This window comes from Sphingobacterium prati, assembly GCF_013167215.1.
Classification (GTDB): Bacteria; Bacteroidota; Bacteroidia; order Sphingobacteriales; family Sphingobacteriaceae; genus Sphingobacterium; species Sphingobacterium prati.
The window spans coordinates 64,219-87,541 of the sequence record NZ_JABJWY010000033.1 but is presented as its reverse complement, the minus strand read 5'-3'; the positions used below and the strand labels follow the sequence as shown (position 1 = coordinate 87,541).

General features: G+C 44.2%; 16 protein-coding genes. 7 read left to right on the top strand and 9 right to left on the bottom strand.

Going from position 1 to position 23,323, the window contains the following annotated elements; genetic code table 11:
• Positions 1 to 442 precede the first annotated feature (442 nt).
• Complete coding sequence (locus HPC41_RS09980) at positions 443 to 1,759, top strand: L,D-transpeptidase (protein ID WP_172393878.1); 1,317 nt, start codon at positions 443 to 445, stop codon at positions 1,757 to 1,759.
• A 55-nt stretch (positions 1,760 to 1,814) separates the two neighbouring features.
• On the opposite strand, the gene HPC41_RS09975 is transcribed toward HPC41_RS09980, so the two are convergent.
• From HPC41_RS09975 to HPC41_RS09960, 4 genes are all read right to left on the bottom strand, one after another.
• Positions 1,815 to 2,813, bottom strand: a complete 999-nt coding sequence (locus HPC41_RS09975) for an OmpA family protein (protein WP_172393877.1) — start codon at positions 2,811 to 2,813, stop codon at positions 1,815 to 1,817.
• Positions 2,814 to 2,871: 58 nt separating this feature from the next.
• Entirely contained in the window at positions 2,872 to 3,477 is a 606-nt protein-coding gene (locus tag HPC41_RS09970) for a hypothetical protein (protein WP_172393876.1), read from the bottom strand.
• A gap of 227 nt (positions 3,478 to 3,704) precedes the next feature.
• A complete protein-coding gene (locus HPC41_RS09965; RefSeq protein WP_172393875.1) occupies positions 3,705 to 5,456 on the bottom strand; it encodes a hypothetical protein in 1,752 nt (583 codons plus the stop codon).
• 17 nt (positions 5,457 to 5,473) lie between these two features.
• The gene (locus tag HPC41_RS09960) at positions 5,474 to 5,665 is read right to left on the bottom strand and encodes a hypothetical protein (protein WP_172393874.1); all 192 of its coding nucleotides are present in this window, start codon (positions 5,663 to 5,665) and stop codon (positions 5,474 to 5,476) included.
• 642 nt (positions 5,666 to 6,307) lie between these two features.
• Here HPC41_RS09960 and HPC41_RS09955 point away from each other — a divergent pair.
• The 3 genes from HPC41_RS09955 to HPC41_RS09945 all read left to right on the top strand — a co-directional run bounded on the left by HPC41_RS09955 (position 6,308) and on the right by HPC41_RS09945 (position 9,192).
• The gene (locus tag HPC41_RS09955) at positions 6,308 to 7,870 is read left to right on the top strand and encodes a hypothetical protein (RefSeq protein WP_172393873.1); all 1,563 of its coding nucleotides are present in this window, start codon (positions 6,308 to 6,310) and stop codon (positions 7,868 to 7,870) included.
• A 56-nt stretch (positions 7,871 to 7,926) separates the two neighbouring features.
• Positions 7,927 to 8,091, top strand: a complete 165-nt coding sequence (locus HPC41_RS09950) for a hypothetical protein (RefSeq protein WP_172393872.1) — start codon at positions 7,927 to 7,929, stop codon at positions 8,089 to 8,091.
• Positions 8,092 to 8,838: 747 nt separating this feature from the next.
• Positions 8,839 to 9,192, top strand: a complete 354-nt coding sequence (locus HPC41_RS09945; protein ID WP_172393871.1) for a helix-turn-helix transcriptional regulator — start codon at positions 8,839 to 8,841, stop codon at positions 9,190 to 9,192.
• A 270-nt stretch (positions 9,193 to 9,462) separates the two neighbouring features.
• Here HPC41_RS09945 and panD read toward each other — a convergent pair whose 3' ends face one another.
• From panD to HPC41_RS09930, 3 genes are read right to left on the bottom strand one after another with little or no spacing between them, the layout of a single operon-like run.
• A complete protein-coding gene (panD, locus tag HPC41_RS09940; protein WP_172393870.1) occupies positions 9,463 to 9,831 on the bottom strand; it encodes an aspartate 1-decarboxylase in 369 nt (122 codons plus the stop codon).
• Position 9,832: 1 nt separating this feature from the next.
• Complete coding sequence (locus tag HPC41_RS09935) at positions 9,833 to 10,900, bottom strand: DUF6695 family protein (protein ID WP_172393869.1); 1,068 nt, start codon at positions 10,898 to 10,900, stop codon at positions 9,833 to 9,835.
• Entirely contained in the window at positions 10,893 to 11,861 is a 969-nt protein-coding gene (locus HPC41_RS09930; protein ID WP_172393868.1) for a PLP-dependent cysteine synthase family protein, read from the bottom strand. The genes HPC41_RS09935 and HPC41_RS09930 overlap by 8 nt, the downstream gene beginning before the upstream one ends.
• Positions 11,862 to 12,224: 363 nt before the next feature.
• On the opposite strand from HPC41_RS09930, the gene HPC41_RS09925 reads away from it, so the two are divergent.
• From HPC41_RS09925 to HPC41_RS09915, 3 genes are all read left to right on the top strand, one after another.
• Positions 12,225 to 15,203, top strand: coding sequence for a SusC/RagA family TonB-linked outer membrane protein (locus tag HPC41_RS09925; protein ID WP_172393867.1), 2,979 nt, complete (start codon positions 12,225 to 12,227; stop codon positions 15,201 to 15,203).
• Positions 15,204 to 15,214: 11 nt separating this feature from the next.
• On the top strand, positions 15,215 to 16,897 hold the full coding sequence (locus HPC41_RS09920) for a RagB/SusD family nutrient uptake outer membrane protein (RefSeq protein WP_172393866.1): 1,683 nt from the start codon (positions 15,215 to 15,217) through the stop codon (positions 16,895 to 16,897).
• 306 nt (positions 16,898 to 17,203) lie between these two features.
• Entirely contained in the window at positions 17,204 to 18,304 is a 1,101-nt protein-coding gene (locus HPC41_RS09915) for a PAS domain-containing sensor histidine kinase (RefSeq protein ID WP_172393865.1), read from the top strand.
• 234 nt (positions 18,305 to 18,538) lie between these two features.
• Here HPC41_RS09915 and HPC41_RS09910 read toward each other — a convergent pair whose 3' ends face one another.
• Both HPC41_RS09910 and HPC41_RS09905 read right to left on the bottom strand, forming a co-directional pair.
• Positions 18,539 to 20,239 (bottom strand): RagB/SusD family nutrient uptake outer membrane protein, encoded by a 1,701-nt coding sequence (locus HPC41_RS09910; RefSeq protein WP_172393864.1) that lies wholly within the window; start codon positions 20,237 to 20,239, stop codon positions 18,539 to 18,541.
• Positions 20,240 to 20,257: 18 nt separating this feature from the next.
• Positions 20,258 to 23,266 (bottom strand): SusC/RagA family TonB-linked outer membrane protein, encoded by a 3,009-nt coding sequence (locus HPC41_RS09905; protein ID WP_172393863.1) that lies wholly within the window; start codon positions 23,264 to 23,266, stop codon positions 20,258 to 20,260.
• Between the last annotated feature and the right edge of the window lie 57 nt (positions 23,267 to 23,323).

Below are 23,323 nucleotides of genomic sequence, written 5' to 3'. Positions count from 1 at the left end.
GGGGAGAATGAAAACCTTCAATAACCAATTATAAACCTAATAAGGTATTGCAAATATAATTTCTTTTATTGTTATTTCCTAAATTTTTGTCAATTAAATTCTGTTTTTAATACAAATTTAACATTTTATTATGAATAATATGATGAAAATCATGTTTTATGATATTTTTTGGTATTATTTTGATTTTATTTTCTGGTTATTCGTTCATTTTTTATTTATTTATGGGTGTTTTATTGTTTTTGTCTTGAGTTTTTCAATGAATTTGTTTAATATTTAAAAGTATATTTGTTTTTTTAGCGTGTTCTGCCCTAAAATGATTAAAAATATTGGTTTCCTGTCAATGTTTTGTAATATTTTCACTTCAGTACAAGCGCAAGCATTTGTAGACTACAAAGAGTCCTGCTGCTAAACTTTTTCTATCGCAGACTTGTTGATAAGGTATATGAAATACATCAACACTTATTTATTCGGAATCTTGTTGGCAGCACTTATATTAACAGGTTGCCGTGACCGCAACGCAAAAACGCAATCAGCAAGCGATAGGGAGGCGGACCTGACCGAGCAGGCTGAAAATACCGATTTTACGCTGGCCTGGCTCAATGCGCTATTCTACGAAGAAGATTTTGAGCGCACATTAAAATCAGATCTGCAGCTCAATAAAGAACAGGTCACTGCCCTAAAGGCGGCGGCCAGTGCGGCTGTCGGGGAGTTAAGTGAGGACGAGGAAGCCTCGACCAAATCGTTTAAAGCGTCCATCAAACAGGCGACGACAGAAATTGTGCGGATCCTGGGCGAACAAAAAGCCGGACAATTCTTTCATTTTATAGCAGCACGGTACGCGGATGAGCAGAACAAGCTGCCCTTGCAGCCTAATCAGGTCCCCGAAGATACACGGATCGTTGTCAATGCACCAGCTTTTCGGATGGATGTATTTCAGCAGGGAAAGCTGATCAAAACCTATAAGATCGGCGTCGGTTATCCTGAATTTCCTTTGCCAACGGGCGTGCGGAAGGCGACCAACGTAATCTTTAATCCTACCTGGACGCCACCAGATGAACCATGGGTAAAAGGTAAGGTAACGCCTGGGGAGAAGGTGCCAGCCGGGAGCAAATTAAATCCCTTGGGTCCAATCAAAATTCCTATTGGCATGCCTTCGTTGATTCATGGCGGAAAAGACGCGTCCAAGCTAGGGGCCTTTGCGTCCCACGGTTGTGTGGGCCTGACGGATGCGCAGGTGCAGGATTTTACCAAAGTACTGACCCAGGTAGCGGGCAGTCCAATTTCAGCTGAAGAAATCGCTGACTACGAAAAGAAAAATACGAAAACTGAATCGGTCAAATTAAAACAACCGGTGTTGGTGGAGCTGCGCTACGAAACCATTGTCGCGCAGGATGGCCAGCTGCATATCTATCGCGATGTATACGAACGGGGTACCAATACTATTGAGAATGCGACCCGTGTGCTTGACGCCTACGGGGTTAAATTTGAGAAACTCAGCGAGCAGGAAAAAAGCAACCTGACACAGGCTCTGAATGAGATGAATCAGGACGCGCGTGGCAATAAGATTGCGGGGGCTGATCACCCAGATCAGGGCCCTGCAGAGGATAGTGCCCAGAAAAGAGAGGCCGCCAAAGAGAACCGTAAGGAAAAGGGCCAGGTCACCCGGAAAGTCCTTGGACAGCAGGATATTGCTGTGCCGATAGCAGCGCTCAAGGATAAGGGCTATCCAGCTCCCATAGCATATAATACTGGTAATTAAGGCTTTTACGACTATACAGCGTTTTCTATCGAGTAAGGCGCTGTATAGTCTGATTTTATTTGACCTTAACCAATTCTACACGGCGGTTTTTAGCTCTGTTATCTTCTGAATCGTTGGCAACAAGAGGCCGTTCAGCCCCATAACCTTTCGCTGTCAAACGTGATTTGTCAATTTTTTGCCCCACCAGGGCGTTGAGTACGGCATGTGCGCGTTCATCAGAAAGTTTTTTATTATGTGCTGCGTCGCCAGTATTGTCCGTATGTCCTTCAATGGCAATTTTGAGCGTAGGATTGTTTTTCAAGGCTTCTGCAATCTGAATGACCAGGTCTGTTCCTGCTGTGGTAATACTGGATTTGTCTGTATCAAAGGTGATGTAGACAATTGATTTTCCTGTTTCTGAAAGATCCTTGCTAATATCATCTGCCGTGATTTTGCGGATCGTCTGTTTAAAATTATTTTCCTGTAGTATGTTGAGCTTGGCACCTGCATTATCCGCTGTATATTGAATAAAAATATTGCCCTGATTTTTACTGCGGATCACGTATACGCGGATCTGCTGATCGGCATATCCGATGTCGCCCTCATCACCTTTGTAGGGGTCTTGTTTATGGTAACGCTCGTATTCTTCGGAAGTGATGCTGCCATCGAAAATTTTCACGGCACCAATGGAGGCCAGATAATCTTCCATACTCTTTTCAAAGTAGCGTTGTGAAAACTGTGTCCCCTGTTCGTTGGTGATATTGGCTTTGTAGAGTTTTCCTTCGTAGGGTTTCATCACACCATTGATCGCAAAATAACAGACATCGAAATCCTTATTGATGGGTTGGTTCATTTCTTTATATCCTTTTGGAGGAGTAAAAAAGGGAAATACACCGATATCCGCATCTGAATAGGGGATACTGGCGAGGTCGAACGTCGTTGATGTATCGATTTGTGCAGGCTCCTTCGCTGCTGAAGTATCTTGTTGAATGGGAGCTGTTGTGGTTTCTTTTGGTTTTTGATTACAGGAACCCATAACCGCTGCGAGTGCAAATAATAGTACTGTTCTTTTCATGATCCGTTTTTTTTCTCTTTTTGCATGGACAAATTTTATGCCTAAAGGATAAATAAAACTATGCGCCCTTCTTATAATAGAGATACGGCCTGCGCGAATCGTCCGGTTTGCGCGCTGTTCTCGGTAAAACTTTTTTCTCCAAGAGCTCAAGACCGACATATTTCTTGAGTAGTGCATACAGACGCTCGGGCCTAATCACAATATGATGTGTTACCTCCAGGTCAATTGCGATTTGATCAATCGTCCGTGCGGTTAAAAAGTAGTCTGAAGAATAGATCAGCTGTGCAAGAAATTTGCGTTGATGCCTAAGGTCGGCATTGATACCATCTGGCTTGGATCCCGGCCTTTCCTTATGACGCGGTTGCTCGAAAGAAGACAGAAATATAACCTTAAACTTGACCAAGTTTGGTAGGTCCTTTGTATGGGGAGGTAATTGTTTTTTCGGATTGAAAAAATCCGAAAGTGATATGGAGAGCGGTGTGCAGAGCCTTGCGAAACTATCAATGGAGAGTGATGAGGACTTTTTGAGTGCGCTTCGTAGGGTTGAAAAGGATAATCCCGTAAAATTTGCTAAACCTTCCAATGGTAATCCTGTTAAATCAATAAGTTCCACTATCCTTCTTGCTATAAGTGCGGCCACATCATGATCCGTTATCTTTCCCATATTTTTCAATTCTTGTGTTTGGTTTGTCGATCGATCGTATCAGATACGAGTGATCTGTTTGCTATTATAGATTTAGGTATATAAATAGGTTCCTACTAATTGCTGAGCCCGAAATCGAGCTGATATTAAAAACAAAGACCGGCAAAGGGACATGCCGTCTAAAAGGAAATACGTGAAAAAGATGACTTCTACCGAATCAAGTGGTAGAAGCCATATTTTTTTAGTAATTATTTATTTTGGATACAACGTACTGGGTAGCCAGCAATTTTAAAGTAATTTGAAGTATCCCAAGAAGATTGAAAGCCACGGCCTTGGAGTGCTCTATCATTACCGCCGACTTCCGTATTTAGCCAATAGATTGCCGAACTTTGTCTGACAACTTGGACTCCATTTACAGAACTTCGATGACCAGCTGCAGGAAAACTTAATTGAACATCACTACTCTTTTTACTGGTCATGATGTGCGCTGCTGTAAAGTCGGAAAGGCCTGCTGACGTCCCTGAAAATGGAATCCAGTTTCCGATCGATGTGTGGCGGGTATTGCTTCCCAAAGCAGTGTACTCCGCCTGACTAGGCAGTCTGTCATTCAAGCCACATGGATCCAATGCTGCTTTGACAGGAGCGGCTGCAGTACCACTGTTCCATGAACCATCAGCAGCAGGTGTCGTATTCCAGCCTGCGATGGCACCATCACCGCTGTATGCATTTGCTACAGGTACTTGGCGGCCCCATTGATAGTAATTACCGTATAGCGCTTGTACAGAAGGAACGGCATCCGGATTATTGGTCGCCGGGTTTACATTTGTTACGCCCAGGTTGTAGCGATCCCAACGGTAACCGCCGATCACAGCGTAGCGGGCATCAGCTGCCGTAGCGCTTCTTGTCTCATTGGCCGCATTGACATAACGGTCGCTGTTCAAACGGATGCGTAGTGTATAAGCTTTTCCCGGTTCTAATGTGCTCGCTGTAAATTCAAAAGGAGTGACTCTTGTATTGACATCATGTCCTATTTTAATACTTCCTGCGTCAATTGCTACTGCAAAACTGGTTGTGCCGGTGGTCGCAGCTGTATTCAGGATATACGACTTGGCCGTTGCATTAATACCTGAAACGCGGAAAGGTGTCGCGGCCTCGCCACCAATGACAGCTCCTGTGCTGAGGTCTATAGATGAATTTTTGTTTAAACCGCCCGCATTGGATACTTCAGCATTTACAGGGGTCTCGGATAGGTATCCTCCCCTGACATAGTTGCTTGTGCCAAATGTACCTGTTGCATCTGCCGTGTGCAGCTGAATGCTTACTTTGGAAAATTTATGCTGCAAAGTAGCCGCTAAAGCTGTAGGTTGCCCGGTTGCTTCGATTTCTTTTTCCACAAGCGCATACATAAAATCGGCACCTTGCTCTTCGAACGAGTCAAAGGTCAATGTCAGTGCTTTGCTTAGGTCGCCCGCGGCATTGATGTTTGATGTTGGTGCCGCTGGTGGTGCATCCGTTGCAGAACCTAGCGAATAAATCACAAACTTGTAAGTTTGTCCTGCAGTCAGCTGTCCGGCAAACATTACGGCGTCTGGCTGGGCGCTGCTGCCGATGGCCTGGTCGATGTAAGTTCCATCAAGTTGGTAAGCGACAACCCGATATTTTACCTCGGTGGCAAATGGTACAGCGGCTTTCACATTCGTACCCGCTTTTAACGAAGGCTGTGAAGTAGCGCTTAGGTCTTCAGATAGTTCAGCAGTGATTGTAAACGGACCGGATTGAATTTCTTCAACGGCTATTATTGGACTGCTTGTCCGGTTATTCTGCGCTTTGGTAACGGAACTTGGTGCAAATTCGGCACCTAAAGCTTTAAAAGTGATACCGTCTGTCTTGTTTTCGACTGGCGTAGATTCGCTGTCCTTACTGCAGGAAGAGGCTATCAATAAGAGAACCATAGCGAATGATATTGTTGTTCTTGTAAATTTAAACATTGTTCTTTTCATGTGTAAGGTTATTAAAATTATGGAGTCCACCATTCGCCATTATCTGTGCCTGCATTCGGATCTTTGATCTCACTGCCGCCTGGCGTGAATCCACCGTCGTCTACGCCTGGATTTGCGGCCGAGCCAGCGGCAATACCTTGTTCCATCTCTACCTGTAACCGCTCGATGGCAGGTTTTAGGTAAATGTTTTTTTCAGTTCTTTTTTTCATGTGTATTTTACTATTTGGTTTATCTTGTCTGTACGTTAGTATAAGTCTAAATTATTAGTAGATTACAACCAGCAGGAGCTAGTAATAAGTTCCTCGTTGATTTCCTCCTAATGCTGTTGTTGAATCCCTACGATTAAAAAATTAGTGCTTTGATTTATATTTCTCTTCATTTTAGTCTTGGCTTGTACTGTAAAAATAATTATCCGTTGTTTTGATTATTCATTACATTGATAATGTAGAGCCTTGATACATTGTAACATATCGTATTTCCTCTGTCAAAGATAGTGGAGAACAGAAAGAATCCTTAAAATACAGCTATCACATTGATATCACACTTTTGTAATTGATTGATATATAGGTTTTTATTGTTATTCTTAAAGCTTTTCTTTAAACTTTTTATTCCATTCTTTATTTACTGAGAAAGTTAATTCCTTTTCAGGTATCATGTCGTATAAGGTGTGTTTTGTATTACTAATTGATAATTATTTTCTGTTTTTATGATTTATTTATTTTATATGGAAATTTTACTTGAAACTTGGATGTGATACATCTGTGATATCTATGTGTAATTTCGTTATGAGAAATTATCACAATATTTGCTGCCAATTAAAATATTTATTCATCTTCAAACTAATTAAAGAAATGATTCTACAAGTGCAAATAAAGAAAAGTTGGAGCGCTCTGGCGCTATCAACTCTGATTTGCGGATCTTTGTATTCCTGTAAAGAAAGTAAGGATAGTGTAGCGACCAGCGGCAAGGCTAGCGTTAACATTCAGTTGCTTGGGGTTGAAAACCCAGTGGTAACAACCAAGAAAGCGGGTAATGGAACTAGTTCTTCGACTACAGCACAGACAGTCGTTGTACCTTTTACCCGTACAAGTTCTTTTGAAGCAACGTTGACGAACGGATCGTCTGCAACAAGTGGCAACCTGTTGCGTGCATCATCCGGTAGCCGCGCTGCTGTAACAGAAGAGATAACGCCTTTAGCTGCAAACGTTAAGTATAAAATCGTTGTTTATAACAGCAATGGGGAGTATGTAACCGAGAAAACCTATACAAATTCGAGCACCAATAGTGATGAGATCGCGTTGGATGCTGAACAGACGTATACATTTGTTGCTTATTCTGTAAACAGTACAGCGTCGGTCCCAACTGTAACGGCCCAAACCACCCTAAGTAATGCCAGTCTTGATAACATCAGTGCTGACCTGATGTATTTCAAGAAAGATCTAACGGTACATTCTGGCGATAATAATCTGGATGTTGTCTTAAAACATAAATACAGTGAAGTAACCACCAACCTGAGCATGGCAACCGAAATGACTGGAGCGATAACAAGTTTGGTTTCCCCAACGATAAGTCCTACGCATCCTAGCGCAAATTTAAAATTGGCAGATGGTACGATAAGCTATAACGGTACGACTTCAACTGCTACGGTACAATTCCCGCTATTAGGAGCTGGTTTGCGCAGCGTATCAAGCGTTCCTACTTTATTGATTCATCCAGGAGAAACAAACGGCTCGTTCAACTTTGGCTCGATCACGATCGATGGTGAGACGAAAACAAATGTTTCTGTTGTCGGTTTACAAATATTGCCCGGACAACGTTACAACTTAAACCTGAACTTCAAAACCTGTACGCAACCCGTTACTGGTGGAGCGGATCTTAACTGGAACTATGCTGCTTCTGGTGGCGGCGCGGTGGTAGACGGAGTGGTCGTACCAGCAGGTGGTGTCGTGGAGAAAGACCTTACTGCTCCGGGAGCAGACTATGGGTTTGTATTTGATATTCTTCAATTGGACAACTCCTTTAATATGGAGATAAATGGTGTGAAATTGGCAACTCAGGAAATCCAGTTTGAATCAGGTATTGCAATTGCGCCTAGGAATGTACAGTTTGAGGATGGAAGTATATATAATGGTGTCAATACAGAGGGCGGTGCTAATGTGCCTCAGATCTACAGTATGACAGGTACTGCAGCAAACCCAATTATCCGTGTGGTTATTAGCCGTGATGGTAAAGTGACAATGTTTGGTAGCAAAAGCTCTGGTGGAGCATTGTATCCATTGGTACTGACACAAGGTTCTTTCAATACTGTTCAATGGTCTACGACGGACAATAACGTGAAAATTACACAAGTTGTTCAGGGAGCAACCAAAATGGTGGGATCAGGAAGCGGTAGAAAAAAAGTTGCTTGTCCATAATAATCATTGTAAAATTTCGCAATGAATTGAAAATAATAGCGTCTAAAAATTAAGATATGAAAACTAATCAGTCAAAAAAAATATATACAAGCCCAAAGATTGAGGCCACAAATGTAGAATTGGAGCAAGGTATTGCTGCAGGTTCTGCAAATACCATTAGCAATGATCCTCAACAGTCTTGGGAACAAGCGGATGATGACAACCGTACGATTAACTGGTAATTTATCCGATTACATTTGCTGCAATTTATAGGTAGCAGTTGCTCGACAGGCGATATGCCTGTCGAGTTTTTTTTAGCCAAATATGATCCGAATGTACTGCCACGCTCAGCTACCTTGTCCCTAAAATTCGAAGCACATAATTGGAACTTTGAATTAAGAGGATCTTATTTTTTTCTGATAAAAATAATGCTGATTATACCAAGTCGGCTGCGCGTTGTTCGCGCAAAAGTGGTGAATCATTTTCTTTGGACGGTGAATCTAATAGCTAGATACGAGTAAAAATACAGTTTAATTAACTTGAGGATTTCCTAATCTTCATCCTTACGTTCGGCATAATGTTAGGGTCGTACTGTTGTAAATAATTGTTTTTCAGCTCATTGTAAAGATGTGATATCAATGTGAAATGCGCTTTTTCTTTATTCTTTCTTCAAATGACAATATTTGTCAGCAAGATAGGTAAGATATTCTGGTTGAGAAGTTATTGGAGCAAAAGCATGGTGGAGTTGTTTTTGTGAAGAAATTTAAAAACTGGATTTTACTGAATTGTCGATGGGGCCCAATTTGCGTGAAGGTTCTATGATAATATATTTGGATTACTCGATGGGACAGTTTAAACCCCATCGAGTTTAATTGGTAGCAGTTCATATTCCATTAAAAAATGAATATAATCTTCTGCTTGCTAGCAGTGACACCTATGAGCGAAAGACAGAATTAGAAATAACAATTTACTGAAAAACGATATGCAAAATGGAAACCGATAAATTCAATAACTTAATCACTTTGGCTAAGAACAATAATGCAGAATTTTTGACTTTATTCAACGAGTTGTATCCTGAATTTGTTGAATCATTAAAGGCTATAAATCCCAAAATCCGGAGCAGTGAGCTGGAATTCTGTGCCATGACCTTTCTGAATTTTTCGACCAAAAATATTGCTGAATACACTTCCGTCACGATACGTGCTGTGCAGGTGCGCAAAAACAGATTGCGCAAAAAATTTAATATCGCTTCGGATATTGATTTTAACAACTGGATGCGTGAACAAACGCAACGTAATGCAGTTGCTAAACCGGAACAAGGCCCATTGGAGACTATATTTTAATACTGATTGATAGAGGTTTAGTTTTTAGATAGATAGCAACATTTACCATTGAATCCATAACGGATTACGCATAAAAAAATAATGATAACGGTGGTACAAATGCCGATTATCATTTTATTAACCTACAGTTGATCAAGGGCCGCTAAAAGCCCATTAGAAAGATCCCCGGTACATTTTAGTACCGGGGATTCTCTTTTATAACTTCTTTACCGGCGCAGCGAAAAGATTATCTAATCCTGCGATAGTAAATCCCAATGTAGCTGATCGCAATTAATATTCATATTTCGCTATGGACTTGATCTGGTTATTGCCTTCGGTGAAGACCAAAGTCGGCTGATGTTGATCAGCTTCTTCAGGAGACATCGTTACAAAAGATAGAATATGGACGGTATCGCCAACTTGTGCATGAAGTGCCGCACCTCCGTTCATACACACCTCGCCGCCGCCCCTTGTCCCGGGTAGTACGTATGTCATTATCCTGCTGCCATTGACCGCATTATTAATATATACCTGCTCATATTTCTTTATTCCTGCGGCTTCCAGTAATGCGGCATCGATGGTAATAGACCCATTATAGGCGACGTTAGCTTCCGTCACGGTGACCGTATGTATCTTAGCTTTTAATAGTGTTATTTCCATGTTAAATTGCTTTTGCTGATTGGTTTAAATGTGTGTGTGCGATTTTCTTGAACAGGAATTTTTGATTATCCTGTAGTAAGGTGAAATATGTGCCGTCCATCTGCGTTAAGACCTCAAAAGGGGCGTTGATAATAAATCGTTGCTGGGGACATGATGTCCAAACTTGGTTTATATTTTCTCCAGTATAGCTATAGCTGGACATGATGTACTGAGCATCTTGTACGGTACAGGCTGCAAGATGAAACCACATGCCTTCGCCTATTCCACCCAACCATTGTGCGTCTATTGGGACATTGGACGGTCTTAAAGGCATCTCCAAGTGGCCTTTGGTCAGGTCACATCCTAATGTTGAAGCCGATCTGCTGTTTAAATTCTCTTTAAGTAAACGCCATTGGAACGTTAAAGATTGTGTGCGGTCCATGTTCCAACTTGTTAACTGTCCGTCTTCATAACAGTATATCTGTTTATTTTGATGGGTATTGACGATATTACTTGTTGGACTGGGAATGATGGTCTCAGGAATGCATATCTTTCTTATACGTCTATCTGTTGACTGCATGCCGGCTTTGAGCATCTGGGCGACAAAGCGGGAACAGCTGTTGTTTCCGGCAGCTAGTGCGCCGTAGGGGATCGGTCCCATGCTACAGAGCTCTTTTGCATACGCCGTGGCTAGCTCATGATCCACATCGGGTACGATGGAAAATAATAAGCGTCCACCGCCATGTGTAACATGTTCAATAGTTGTCAAATCCCGTAATATTTCCTTGATATTGGTGATGGTGGAATACGAAGGGTCAAAGATAGCCGATGTCTGGATGGTTAGCCTGGGATCAAAATCTTTTGAACGGGCACGGCCAAAACCACGTGGACAGACATAACGGCCAAAATCATAGTATGAGACCTCTCCTGTACGCTGTGACACCAGTAAGATGGCTGCATGACCTACTTTGAAGTTCAGGTTCTTTACCAGTCCGCAACGTTTTAAAAAACTCATCCATTTTTCGTCTCCATAGGCAGTGACATCCGGCCAGGCCAATGGAATAGCGAAATCATGAAAATCCTTAGTCATACACGCTGTTTTTAGTAGTCAATGAATGGTATAAACTATGCAGATAACGATCGCCATAATCAGCAAATAATAGCACAATATGATCGCGCATGTCAACGGTGTTGTTCCTACAATAATCTTCCAATCCTGCCAGGATTGCTGCACTGGAAAAACCGGTTAGCATTCCTGTATGCTGATAATAGGCTAAAGCTGTTTGCACCGTAGGGCTACGTTCGACTTGAAGAATCTGGTCTACAGCCATGGTATCAAAAATACCGGGTACAAATTTGCGCCCTATTCCTTCGATTTTCTCCATTACGGTGTCTGATGTGGGTACTTTGCCTGTTGCTTTATATGGAGCGAGAATGGAACCCTTTGGTTCAATCCCCAATACTTTAATGCCATTATCTTTTTCTTTTAAATATTTCCCAATTCCTGATACCGTACCGGTAGTGCCGAGCCCCGCAAAAAAGTGTGTTATCTTTCCGGATGTCTGCTGCCATATTTCTGGCCCTGTTGTTTCATAGTGCGCACGGCTGTTTTCAGGATTGTTATACTGATCGGTATAGTAGCTGTTACGGTTCATTTGCGCGAATGACCATGCCCGATATTGTGTGGAATTTTTATCCAGCAGACCATTGGAATTGTCGCAGTGTACAATCTTTGCGCCCAAGTTTTCCAAACTCCTGAGCTTTTCTTTGGAACAATTTTGTGTGACGAATATACAAGACCTGTACCCTAATTGTTTCGCCAGATAGGCAATTCCAATCCCGGTATTGCCACTGCTTGCTTCGACGAGGATATCATCGGGTTTTATTAGCTTTTTGGCAATTGCATCTTTTACCATATACCAGGCCGCTCGATCTTTTGCTGTTTGATTTGGATTAAAATATTCCTTTTTAATAGAGATTTGACACTGGTATTTGCTTGAAAGATAGTCGCATCGATGTAGTGGTGTATTCCCGAAAATAGATGTATTCAATCGTATAAAGTAAGTTTACAAATTAATTCACTACCTATTAAACGGTTTTTATATCCGGATTAGTATGAAATGCGCGTGGCGAACGGGCATGTCACATCCAATTTACATAAGCGCCCTAGGTTGTCATATGCTGTTTAATTAGATTCCAATCCGTCTCAAAATATCATCAAATTGTCTCAGTGTTAATTTAAAGTGATAGAATATTTTAATTTTACCCGGATCAATCACACCAATTATATGCAGTATCGGGAAAATAACTATTTCAATTTTTTTTGGCGCCATAGGCAATTGACAGCGTCTCTTCAGGTACTCTTTTAGTACGCCTTTATATACAATCAATATCCCTTAATAAACATTTAGCTCATGAATTTTAAAATCAACAGTTTTAAAGTGGCTACTAAATTATTGCTATTCAGTAGCAGTCTCGCTGCTGGAGCCACTTTGGCTATGCCGACTACGCTTTATGCGCAGGAAGCACAGCCCAGCCTAAAAGGTACGGTCAAGGACGAGCAGGGCAGCCCCGTCGTTGGCGCCACGGTATCCGTCAAAGGTAGCCCTACCAGCACATCTACGGATGCCAACGGCAGTTTTAGTCTACCAAATGTTAAGAAAAACGATGTTCTTGTCGTTCGTATGATCGGGTTCGTCAGCAAAGAAGTTGTCTACAGTGGGGGGACCACAATGTCAATACAGGTTATATCAGATACGCAAAACCTGGAAGAGGCTGTTGTGGTCGGTTATGGCTCGCTAGAGAAGCGGGAAGTAACCAGTGTTGTGACCAGTATCAAGCAAAAGGACATGGTATCCGGAGCGGTCTCACCGCTGCTTGCCATTCAGGGTAAAGTTCCAGGTCTTAGCGTCGTCTCTACAAATGGTACGGATCCCAATGCTGGTGTATCCTTGCAATTGCGCGGTGTCAATTCGGTCAATGCTTCACAGGGCCCTTTGGTCGTTATTGATGGTGTGCCTGGCGGCGATATTAATTCGGTCGCTAAAGAGGATATTGAATCGATCAACGTACTACGCGACGCTTCGGCAGCAGCAATCTATGGTACAAGGGCTTCGGGTGGGGTCATCCTGATCACGACAAAACGTCCTCAGGTAGGTAAGGCCCAAGTCAATTTTACGTCTGAATATTTTATCGAAAGCATCCGAAAACGGCCGGAAGTACTTTCTGCGGAGAAATTTGTGGAATATGGCCTGGGCAAAGATCTGGGGCACCGGACAGATTGGTATGACGAAGTGACCAACAACAATCCATTTAGCCATCGGCAGGTGGTTAATATCAGTGGTGGTTCGGAGAATGCTAATGTCTATACGACATTTACCAAAAGAAATGCCAACGGTATGGCCATCACGTCCAAAAGGGATGAGATCGGTGGACGTATCAACAGTGCCTTCAAATTTTTTGATGGTTTTGCCGAATTAAATACCAATGTAAGCTACAATGAGGTGAAAGCCTTTGGTGCCAACGGCGATATCTTTAACAACAACGATATCTTCAATATGGCATTGGTGATGAATCCGACCGAAACGCCTTATGACGCGAATGATGTCAGTGGATATAATGTGATTGAAGATGGTTATGATATTTGGAACCCTGTTGCGGAGGCACGATTGCGATCGGATCAGAAGCAGTTTAAATATCTATTGGCCAACACGACATTAAAGCTGAATCTGACCGATCACCTGACCACGAGTGCGACGATTGGCATAAAAAATAATACGGAGCACGGCAACTATTACCGATCTGCTCAGCATCGCCTCTCTAGAAAGAATAGCGTGGACGGATTTGCCAAACAATATTACAGCAGATTCAATGACCGTGTGTTTGAATGGACGGCCAACTATACCAACCGTTGGGACAGGCATTCCCTCAATGCTGTCGTGGGGTATAGTTATCAGGACTTTAATGGACAGGGATTTTCAGCGGAAAACTCCAATTTTCCTGTCGACGGGATTAATGAACATGATATGAACAGCGGAACTTATCTTTCTGACGGACGTGCTGGATTGGGGTCATGGAAAAACCCCTGGGTCAAACTTGCCGCCTTCTTTGGCCGTGTTAACTATTCCTATCTCGATCGTTATATCCTGACAGCCACGGCACGTTACGAAGGTTCGAGTAAATTTGCCCCTAAAAATAGATGGGGATTTTTCCCTGGTCTATCTGCGGGATGGCGTGTCTCGCAGGAACCTTTCCTAAAGGATATCCAGTTTATCAATGACCTTAAACTACGTGCGGGCTATGGTGAGACGGGCAATGAAGGTTTTGATGCCAAGGTGGCTACACGGATGTACAGTGCCGACACCTGGTTTCTGCAGGATGGCAAATGGTTCAAAACCTATGGCGTCATGCACAACCAAAATCCGGATATCAAATGGGAAGTCAAAAAGGAATACAACCTCGGACTGGACTTTGCTGTGCTGAATAACCGATTGAGCGGCCGTTTTGATGTCTACAAACGAAAAATAGATGACCTTATTTATGATATCAGTGTATCGCAGCCGCCTGCCATCCACGACAAAACAACAATGAACGTGGGCAGCATGCAGAATACTGGGTATGAGTTTGAGCTTAATTTCAGGGCGGTCGAAAATGACAATTTTAGCTATACGACCAGCATTGTAGGGTCACATAATAAAAGTAGGCTCAATACCCTGTGGGGAAGTCAGACATTTACCGACCTTAAGAATTTTCCGGCGCCGGGTTCCCCGGGCTCGGCTGTTAGATTATACCCCGGTCAGGATATCGGGCAATTCTTCATCTGGAAATTTGCAGGGTTCACGGATGATGGCTATTGGAAACTCTACGACAAAGATGGGAATGCTTTTGATGTAAGAGATCGTAGTAAAACCCTTGAAGATAAGTCCTTTGTGGGTAATGCGATACCCACGCTTCAACTCTCCTGGAATAACCAGTTTACTTATAAAAACTGGGATGCCAGCATCTATATGCGTAGCTGGATCGGGCATGATGTCTTTAATATGATCAATATGTATTACAGTCTTCCCAATGTGACAGGCCAAAATGTGCTAGAAGAAGCTTATGATAAGCATAAAAATATCAAAGGTGAAAAAGAACTGAGCGACTACTGGCTTGAAAAAGGTACGTTCCTCAAAGTCGATGCGCTCAATATAGGCTACCGGTTCAATCAACATTGGATCAAACCACTTAAATCGATGCGGGTTTATGCGACGGCACGCGATCTTTTTGTTTTTACCAACTACAGTGGCCTGGATCCGGAAGTGAATATCAACGGACTGGAACCCGGCTTTGAGGAACGCAATGTCTACCCTAAGACAAGGACTTTTATGATGGGACTTCAAGTAAACTTTTAACTGTTAATAACATGAAAAAATATAGCACTATAGCAACAATATGCCTGGCATTGCTGGTGTCAGGCTGCACTAAATTAGACCAGGAATTCTATAGTTCGGTCACACCGGATACTTTTTTTAAAAGTGAAAAAGACATTAAAGCTGCGCTGTTTAGGCCATTCACACATGCCAAGTGGTATTTAGGTGAAGACCGTTGGCGCCTACAGGAATATACCGCAGATAATTTTGCCGTGACGACCAAAGGCCGCCATTGGTACAACGGCGGAGAAAATGAGCGTTTTCACTATCACCGCTGGACGCCAGACGACAATTGGATCTGGGAAAGCTGGCGGGGGACGCTAATGGGTATAGCATTGACCCTCGATGCAAAAAGCGACCTGGACAAACTGGACTATACCAAATTCGCCTTGACGGCTGAACGGAAGGCTGCGGATCTTGCCCAGTTAGATGCATTAGTCGCATTCTTTTATTTACGTGGACTGGACTATTTTGGGGGAATGCCCATCTTTGAATCCTTGGAACAAGAGTCGTTACCCCGCAATAGTGACCAAGAGCTCTTTGATCATACCGAAAAGCTGCTCAAAGCTGCGATCGAAAACCTGCCGGCAAAAAAAGCGGACGACAAAGAGGAAGGAGCAATACGGAAAGCTGCAGCGGCGGCAATGCTCGCTCAGCTTTACTTTAATGCGGAATCGTATATCGGGAAACCGATGTACGCGGAAAGCCGTAAAATTGCACAAGATATCATCGATAAGGTCTATGGTGACTATGCACTCGACAGCAAATGGAATGGCGTGCACGGATTTAAAAATAATTTATCACCCGAAATTATCTGGTCCATGCCCTCTGAATTTAAAAAGTTGGAGTATAACTGGTTTTATGCGGACTTCTACCATTATAATACCCGTCAATTTTTTGATCAGGATATGGATGGAAATAATGGTGCACACTTGACGCCATCGCGCAAGCCCAATGGTGCGCTCTACACGGCTGACTTCAAATTAGGCGCTCCTTTTGAAACGTTTGACAAGGGTGATCTACGCAAAGCACCTTATGTTTATCATGGTACAGACCAATACGATGGCATGTTTATCGTTGGCCCGCATAAGACGCCTGAGGGCGAGACCATTGTCGGCGGCGAAGAATATAATGGTTTACCACTGAATTTTGTAGATCAGGTAGCCCGTTTTTCAGATGTTGGTCCGAAGAAAAAATACAGTTCAATCGATCAGCTCCCTTCCAAGATGTCCGAGGGGGAAGAAAATACGGGCATACGGCTGGTGAAGGTGCCAATCCCGAATCTTGCCAATAATGAATTGCGATGGGGCGCAGATCTTCCGGCTATTCGCCTTGCAGAAATTTACTATATCCTAGCAGAATGTAACTATAGGCTAGGGGACAAGCAGCGAGCTGCTGAGCTGTTTAACGCAGTGCGTAAACGTAATTTTGCCAATAACGTAGACCCAAATCCAGTGACTGCAGCATCCATCGACAAATATCGTATCTTGGACGAGTGGAGCATTGAATTTATCGGTGAAGGGCGTCGCCGTACAGACCTGATCCGGTGGAAAGCGTTTATAACGGAAGAATGGTGGGACCATAAGCCCAGCAACGCTACGCATCTAAATCGTTTTCCAGTACCCAATAAAGCCATTGCGGGTAATAGCAACCTGACACAAAATCCAGGTTATTAACAGACAATATAGGTCACTTTCTTCAGAAGGTGACCTATATTTTACACTCTCATGCTTCCTCCTTAAAAATCCCATGTGGTGCCCCCTTTTCGCTGAGCCAAAACATCCCACTACGTCCATTGCATAACAACTTTATTTTCATTAGAATAGCTTGCCAAGATCGCGCTCAACGAATAGCATAGCACGAATTAACCCCGAAGAACTAATTTAAGTTTAATGAAAAACTGGCATCATTTATGTTATTGATACAGTTCAATTCTTACAATACCAGGAGCTATTTCCAACTATTTTTTTCTTAAAGAATCAATGAAAGTACGTGAAAGTTTTTTGTTGTCCGTTCTCCAGCAGTCGCCGCATGCGACGGCAATTTATGACAGTGCTGATCTAAATATTGCCTTCGCAAATCAGGCCATGTTGGAGATGTGGTGTGCAGACAGTTCAATCCTGGGGCGTACTTTTTGTGCCTGTTTCCCGGGTTTCAAAGCGGAGGGCTTTTCTTCCATTTTAAAAAATGTATGGAAAACCGGGATTACCTATCGTGCAACAGATACGCCGGCGAACATTATAGACCAAGAAACCAAAACATTACGGTATTTTAATTTTGAATATAAAGCATTGGTTGATGAAACGGGAAATACCTACGCTATCCTTCATACAGCGAGTGATGTGACAGAGCACTATCTCGCGCGCACACGTTTAAAACAACAGGAGGAGCAACTTTCCTTTAACAATGAGCTGGACTTGCTGGCAAATACGCTTGCCCACGATATAAAAAATCCGCTTGCGGTCTTAAAAATGGGTAGTGATTTTTTGAGTAGAAATATTGATCTACAAGTCAATATAAGCCAAAGGTGGTTCGATACAATCCGCGCAGCTATAGTGAATATAGAATCTATTATCAATCAGACATTGCAACTCGGCCGGATACGTAGTGCCAGTACGCTGACCGAATGCATCGCCATGGATAAGAAGATCGCAAATTGTATTGATGAGGTCAAACTAATTTATCCGGATCAGGCTGTCGCATTTGAGCTAGGCGATTTGCATGCATTGTATGCAGAACGGGGGGCCGTTTATCAGATTTTTATGAATCTGATCGGAAATGCTGTTAAATATGCAAAAAGAACCGAAAAGGCAATTCTAAAAATTTATAGTGAAAAAATTGATAAGGGGACAGTCTATTTTATCGAAGATAATGGGATCGGGATTCCAGAAGATGAACTGCTCCAGGTCTTTCTGGCAAATGAACGCGGTAGCAACACCGAGCCCGCTTCAGGCTCCGGAATAGGGCTGACTTTGGTCAAACGGCTGATGGAACGCATGGGTGGGACAATCAACTTGTCCAGTGAGCTGGGCAAAGGTACAATCGTGCGTTTATTTTTTCCGGCTACCTGTGCTGGAAGCTAAGGTGTCATTCCCGTTTAAATCAGAATTATTTTTTTCCAGTTTGTCCGGCTTTGGGCGCTCATCGCAGTAGTCGGTACACTGCTGAGCTTTCTACTGAGCCCAATATTACAGTGGCTCGTTAAACGCAGATAAGGAAAAGGGCTTCTGTTTGTGCAGAGGCCCTTTCCTGTTTAGAACACAGAGGCAATTATTACCCCTGTTGCAATCGGTTCTTCTCCAATTAATTTTTACAACCTATTTATACCCGGGATTTTGTTTCAACGGTTCGCCCTCTTTGTTGTTCAGCTGGATTTCCGTTAATGGGATAGGCAACAGGACGTTGTGGTCCTGGAAGCCTGTGATAATCTTATTGGCGGGGCCGGCATCTCCATTTAGTGAGATACGCTCTTTCAGCTTATTCATGCGTACCAGGGTCATTCGACGGTTTTCTTCCGACAGCAGTTCCCGGGCACGTTCATCCAGAATAAAGTCAATGGATAAATCGCTTGTGCTTACGCGGCCTAATGTGCTGTTTCCGGATTCGGCACGGGCAGATTTGAACGAACGGTCCCGCAGTTTGTTGATGTCATCAGCCGCAGCAGCTACATTCCCCTTACGCAATCGTGCCTCGGCGCGTAGCAGGTAGGTTTCGCCCAACCGCATTACCGGCCAGTCCTTGACGAGTGCATAGCCAAAATCGTCGATCGGATCGTATCCACCCCATTTCGTTGGAAATGGATACCAGACTTCGAGACTATCATTACGGAAAGGGATGACCTTATCTCCGGTTTTTATCGTAATATTCTTCACACCGGCACCTTCCGCTACGCGGTATCCGTCAGCGTCAACGCCGATGGTTTTGCTAAAGCCGGGCCTATTGTAGTTTGTGGTTCGTCGTATATTAAAATTGCTGTTCCGGATATCACCATTGAGACCTTTCCAGACTGTATACTTCATAAAATTGCTCAGCCGTAACCGGCCATTGCCACGTCCGCCCAAGGAGTCTGCATTCACCATCCCATCCCATTTATGGTAGGCGGGCTGCCATACCCGGCGATGCTGTGGATTGTCGATCGTACCGCCATTGATAGACCGGTTAAACTCGACCTCAAAGATCCAGATCGCTTCGGTATTCCCCTGGTTTCGGCGCATATTGCCTTGCCGGAACATGTCCCGATAGTAGTCACCGCCTTCGGCGAGATACTTGCCATAGCGGGTATCCACCAATTTATAATTGCTTCCGTCAATGATAGCGGTGGCCATGGCCTCAGCCTGGGTCAGGTACTCCGCATCACGCATGCCCATCCGTAAATAGGCTTCGGCCGCAAGCTGTCGGGCCATATCTTTGTTGATACGGCTTGGGGCAGCAGCTTTGCCCTGATCAGGCAGCTCTTTAACGGCATATGCTAAATCTGCTGCAATTAATTTGTCGACCTCAGCCACAGCGGTACGCGTATAGTTAAAAGTAGGTACTTTGATCGAGCTGGTCAGCAAAGGGACATCGCCCCAGAGGGTGACCAGTATATTGTAGGCGTATGCACGGAAAAAACGCGCCTCGGCACTGGCCTGTGGATTGCTGTCACCGACACCATCGATGATGAGGTTGGCATTATTGATAAAAGCATAACAACGTTCCCATAGATAATTGACGCCGCCATTTTCTGAATTTAAATCCGCATATTGGTAGAAGGGATTTTCCACGCCCTCCGTAGAGCCCGCATTGGTAATATCTGTGCCGATCTGCCAGCAGGAAAGGAATCCCTGCCGGCTGCTCATGCCCCACAATTGCCCAAAGTTATAATGTAGGCCCAATAGCCTATTTTCTACTGTCGTAGGGTCCACTGTATTGGCGTCATAATTGGAATAGGGTTTTTCGGTCAGATAGTCTTTGCCACAGGAACTGGCTCCTAGCGTAGCCATCGCCAGTAGCGAATAGATCATGGTATATTTTTTCATCGTCTTTTTCTTTAATCGTTAAAAATTAAGGTTAACACCTAAAACATAGGTACGTACCATAGGGTAATTGATCGCATCATTTTCTGATCCACGTGTAACGTCGCGGGCTTCTGGATCCCAGCCTAGCCAATTGGTCCAGGTGTACAGGTTGCGGCCGCTGGCATACACGGTGAGCCCTCCGACGCCCAGCTTACTGGCCAGTTGCTGTGGCATGCTGTAGCTCAGCGTCACATCTTTCAGGCGGGTAAAGCTTGCTTTGGAAGGGAAGCCATAACCATACACGTTGGAGTGGTTGCCTAGGGAGCGCCATTCATTGCTTTTATTCTCTGGAGTCCAATAGCCCAATGCTGCTGGTGTGCTCCGGCGGCCCATTTCGTCCGAAGCCGCGCCGATCTGCGGATTGTTGCGAAGTGCGCCCTGTACCGTATTGATAAAAATATTGAGTGTAAAATCTTTATAGCTAAAAGTATTGGTCAACCCGGCAGTCCATTTTGGTGCCGTCTGCCCCAATACAGAGCGGTCTGCATCACTGATCTTTCCATCACCGTTCAGGTCGGCGAGTTTAAGGTCTCCGGCTTGTGCGGCATCATCCCAGCCCTTATTGGCGCCTGAAGCGATCTCGTCTTCCTGCCAGATGCCGACCTTCGTATAATCGTAAATAACGCCTACCGGCTGACCGATAAACCAGCGGTTGCCCAAGTCTTCCTGCCCATTGCCGTAGACTTCCTTGATTTTATTTTTATTGCGCGAGAAAACCAAGGTAGATGACCAGTTAAAGTTTTCTTTTACAATATTTTTGGTATTGAGTGTCAGGTCGATACCGGTATTTTCGAGTTTGCCCATGTTGGAGAATACGTCTACAAATCCAGTCAATTTGGGTAGCAGCTGTCTGAGCAGCATATCGTATGTACTCGATTTATACACATCAACACTACCTGAGATACGGTTGTTCAACAGTCCGAAGTCGACACCGGTATTCAGACCTTTGGTTTTCTCCCATTGTAGGTCGTCGTTGCCCATCTGCGTGCGGATTTGCAGTGCAGTATTGGATAGCCCGTTCATCGCCATCGGGTAGGAGTTCATCAAAAATTGGGTCTGATAGATACTGATCGCTTCATTTCCGGATAGTCCATAGGAGATACGCCATTTCAGGTTGCTGACCACATCTTTGCTATTTTCCATAAACGATTCGTTGTGGATATTCCAGGCTGCAGCTGCGGATGGGAAAACGCCATATTTATTGTTGCGGCCGAAGACGGACGAACCGTCCCTACGTACCGTGAAGGTCAGCATATACCGGCTGTCATAGCCATAATTGAGCCGCCCCATCTGGGAGATAGTCCGGTACAGATCGGCGCGTGAACTGACCTTTTGCGTGTTCGCAGCACCCAGATTACCCCATCCCAGTGCATCGTTCGGAAAGACCTCCCCCGTGGCAATGGCTTCTTGCCAGTACTTGCTTTTGGCGGCATAGAGACCCGTAAAATCGAAATGGTGCTTGTCGATATCTTTGCTATAGGTCAAAATGTTTTCTACGGTATAGGATTGGGTCTCGCGGTTGGTAATGCGGCCCAGTCCGGCAAAGTTATAGACCGATTCGCCTTGGTATTCATTTTCCCGCACTGGCACATAGGAGTATCCTGCGTTTAGTTTATATTTTAATCCGGCAAGCGGCTTAAAGAGCTCGCCAAAATTCAGTTCAGCATAGCCGTTCAACGAAATATTGAACTGCCGGCGCTGGGGATCCAATGTCGTTGGCAGCAATGGATTGGCCCAGAGTTGCTCGGAATACATCGGATATTGCGTCAGCGTGCCATCGGCGTTGTACATGCGTGCATAGGGGCTCATGGCCAATGCCTGTAATAGATTGGCCCGACCGCCGTCTTTATTGTGCGCCACGATAAAGGAGGATGTACCGACAGACAGATACCTGGTGGCTTTAAAGTCGGTATTGGTCCGGAAGGAATAGCGTTTGTAATTGTAACCTTTTACCACGCCTTTTTGGTCCAGGTAGTCGCCCGATACAAAATATTTGGCGTTTTCACTCCCCCCGGATAGGCTGACATTATGGTTCTGCACCACGCCCGTCTGCATCACGGCATCCAGCCAGTCGGTGGTCACGCCATTTTTGTAATTGTCGTACTCATATTCATTGCGTACGGGGCCGCCGCTGAATAGGGGGGTATTGGTAATACGGGAGTATTCGGCATAGCGCTTGAGCAATTCTTCGCCGGATACGGGTTCGGGGATACGGGTGGCCTGCTCCACGCCGGCATAACCGCTATAGCGGATGGATGGTTTGCCCGTAGTACCACGCTTGGTGGTGATCAGGATAATGCCGTTAGAACCATTTACCCCATAGATGGCTACAGCAGAAGGATCTTTAAGGACCTCTACCGATTCAATATCGTTGGGATTAATATCGTTGATGGATCCATCTGTGCGGGTCAGCGGAATACCATCGACTACGATGTAGGGCTCAGAGTTTGCATTGATCGAATTTTTGCCGCGTACTTGTGCCGAGGGGGCATCGCCTGGAATGGATGATGCCTGCGATACGGTCACATTCGACACCGCACCCTGGATCGCCTGCATAACATTGTTGACCGGAATTTTGGATAAACGATCCTTGGGCACCGAAGCGACCGAACCGGTAATATCGGAACGCTTTTGGCTGCCATAGCCAACGACGACAAGCTCTTCCAGTACATTATCTGCTGGCACCAAGGCAATGTCAATCGTTTTCTGTGCTCCGACAGTCAGCTGTTTCTCCTGATAGCCGACCGATGTGATAATCAGGGTGCTGCCGGTTGGTGCCTGAATTGAAAAGCTGCCCTGTGCGTTGGTCTGTACGCTTGCGGTACCGCCTTTTACACGGATGGTGACACCGGCAATGCCTTTACCGGCCCCATCCCGGACAGTACCTTTCAGGCCAGACTCCTGTCCATAACTGGACAGGGCAATTAAAAAAAGACTATTTAATAAAAGGCCTTTTCTGGCATACTTGCTGTAGTAATGCTGTAACATAATAGATTTTATAATTGATTGGTAAATATTCTTTGGGCTATACGTGGTGTAAAGCCT

Excerpts from the sequence above, each read along its gene's own strand:
- HPC41_RS09915 (WP_172393865.1), top strand. The coding sequence starts at position 17,204 with ATGAAAGTACGTGAAAGTTTTTTGTTGTCCGTTCTCCAGCAGTCGCCG.
- HPC41_RS09905 (WP_172393863.1), bottom strand. The coding sequence starts at position 23,266 with ATGTTACAGCATTACTACAGCAAGTATGCCAGAAAAGGCCTTTTATTA.
- HPC41_RS09920 (WP_172393866.1), top strand. The coding sequence starts at position 15,215 with ATGAAAAAATATAGCACTATAGCAACAATATGCCTGGCATTGCTGGTG.
- HPC41_RS09925 (WP_172393867.1), top strand. The coding sequence starts at position 12,225 with ATGAATTTTAAAATCAACAGTTTTAAAGTGGCTACTAAATTATTGCTA.
- panD (WP_172393870.1), bottom strand. The coding sequence starts at position 9,831 with ATGGAAATAACACTATTAAAAGCTAAGATACATACGGTCACCGTGACG.
- HPC41_RS09960 (WP_172393874.1), bottom strand. The coding sequence starts at position 5,665 with ATGAAAAAAAGAACTGAAAAAAACATTTACCTAAAACCTGCCATCGAG.
- HPC41_RS09975 (WP_172393877.1), bottom strand. The coding sequence starts at position 2,813 with ATGAAAAGAACAGTACTATTATTTGCACTCGCAGCGGTTATGGGTTCC.
- HPC41_RS09950 (WP_172393872.1), top strand. The coding sequence starts at position 7,927 with ATGAAAACTAATCAGTCAAAAAAAATATATACAAGCCCAAAGATTGAG.
- HPC41_RS09935 (WP_172393869.1), bottom strand. The coding sequence starts at position 10,900 with ATGACTAAGGATTTTCATGATTTCGCTATTCCATTGGCCTGGCCGGAT.
- HPC41_RS09910 (WP_172393864.1), bottom strand. The coding sequence starts at position 20,239 with ATGAAAAAATATACCATGATCTATTCGCTACTGGCGATGGCTACGCTA.
- HPC41_RS09970 (WP_172393876.1), bottom strand. The coding sequence starts at position 3,477 with ATGGGAAAGATAACGGATCATGATGTGGCCGCACTTATAGCAAGAAGG.
- HPC41_RS09945 (WP_172393871.1), top strand. The coding sequence starts at position 8,839 with ATGGAAACCGATAAATTCAATAACTTAATCACTTTGGCTAAGAACAAT.
- HPC41_RS09980 (WP_172393878.1), top strand. The coding sequence starts at position 443 with ATGAAATACATCAACACTTATTTATTCGGAATCTTGTTGGCAGCACTT.
- HPC41_RS09965 (WP_172393875.1), bottom strand. The coding sequence starts at position 5,456 with ATGAAAAGAACAATGTTTAAATTTACAAGAACAACAATATCATTCGCT.
- HPC41_RS09955 (WP_172393873.1), top strand. The coding sequence starts at position 6,308 with ATGATTCTACAAGTGCAAATAAAGAAAAGTTGGAGCGCTCTGGCGCTA.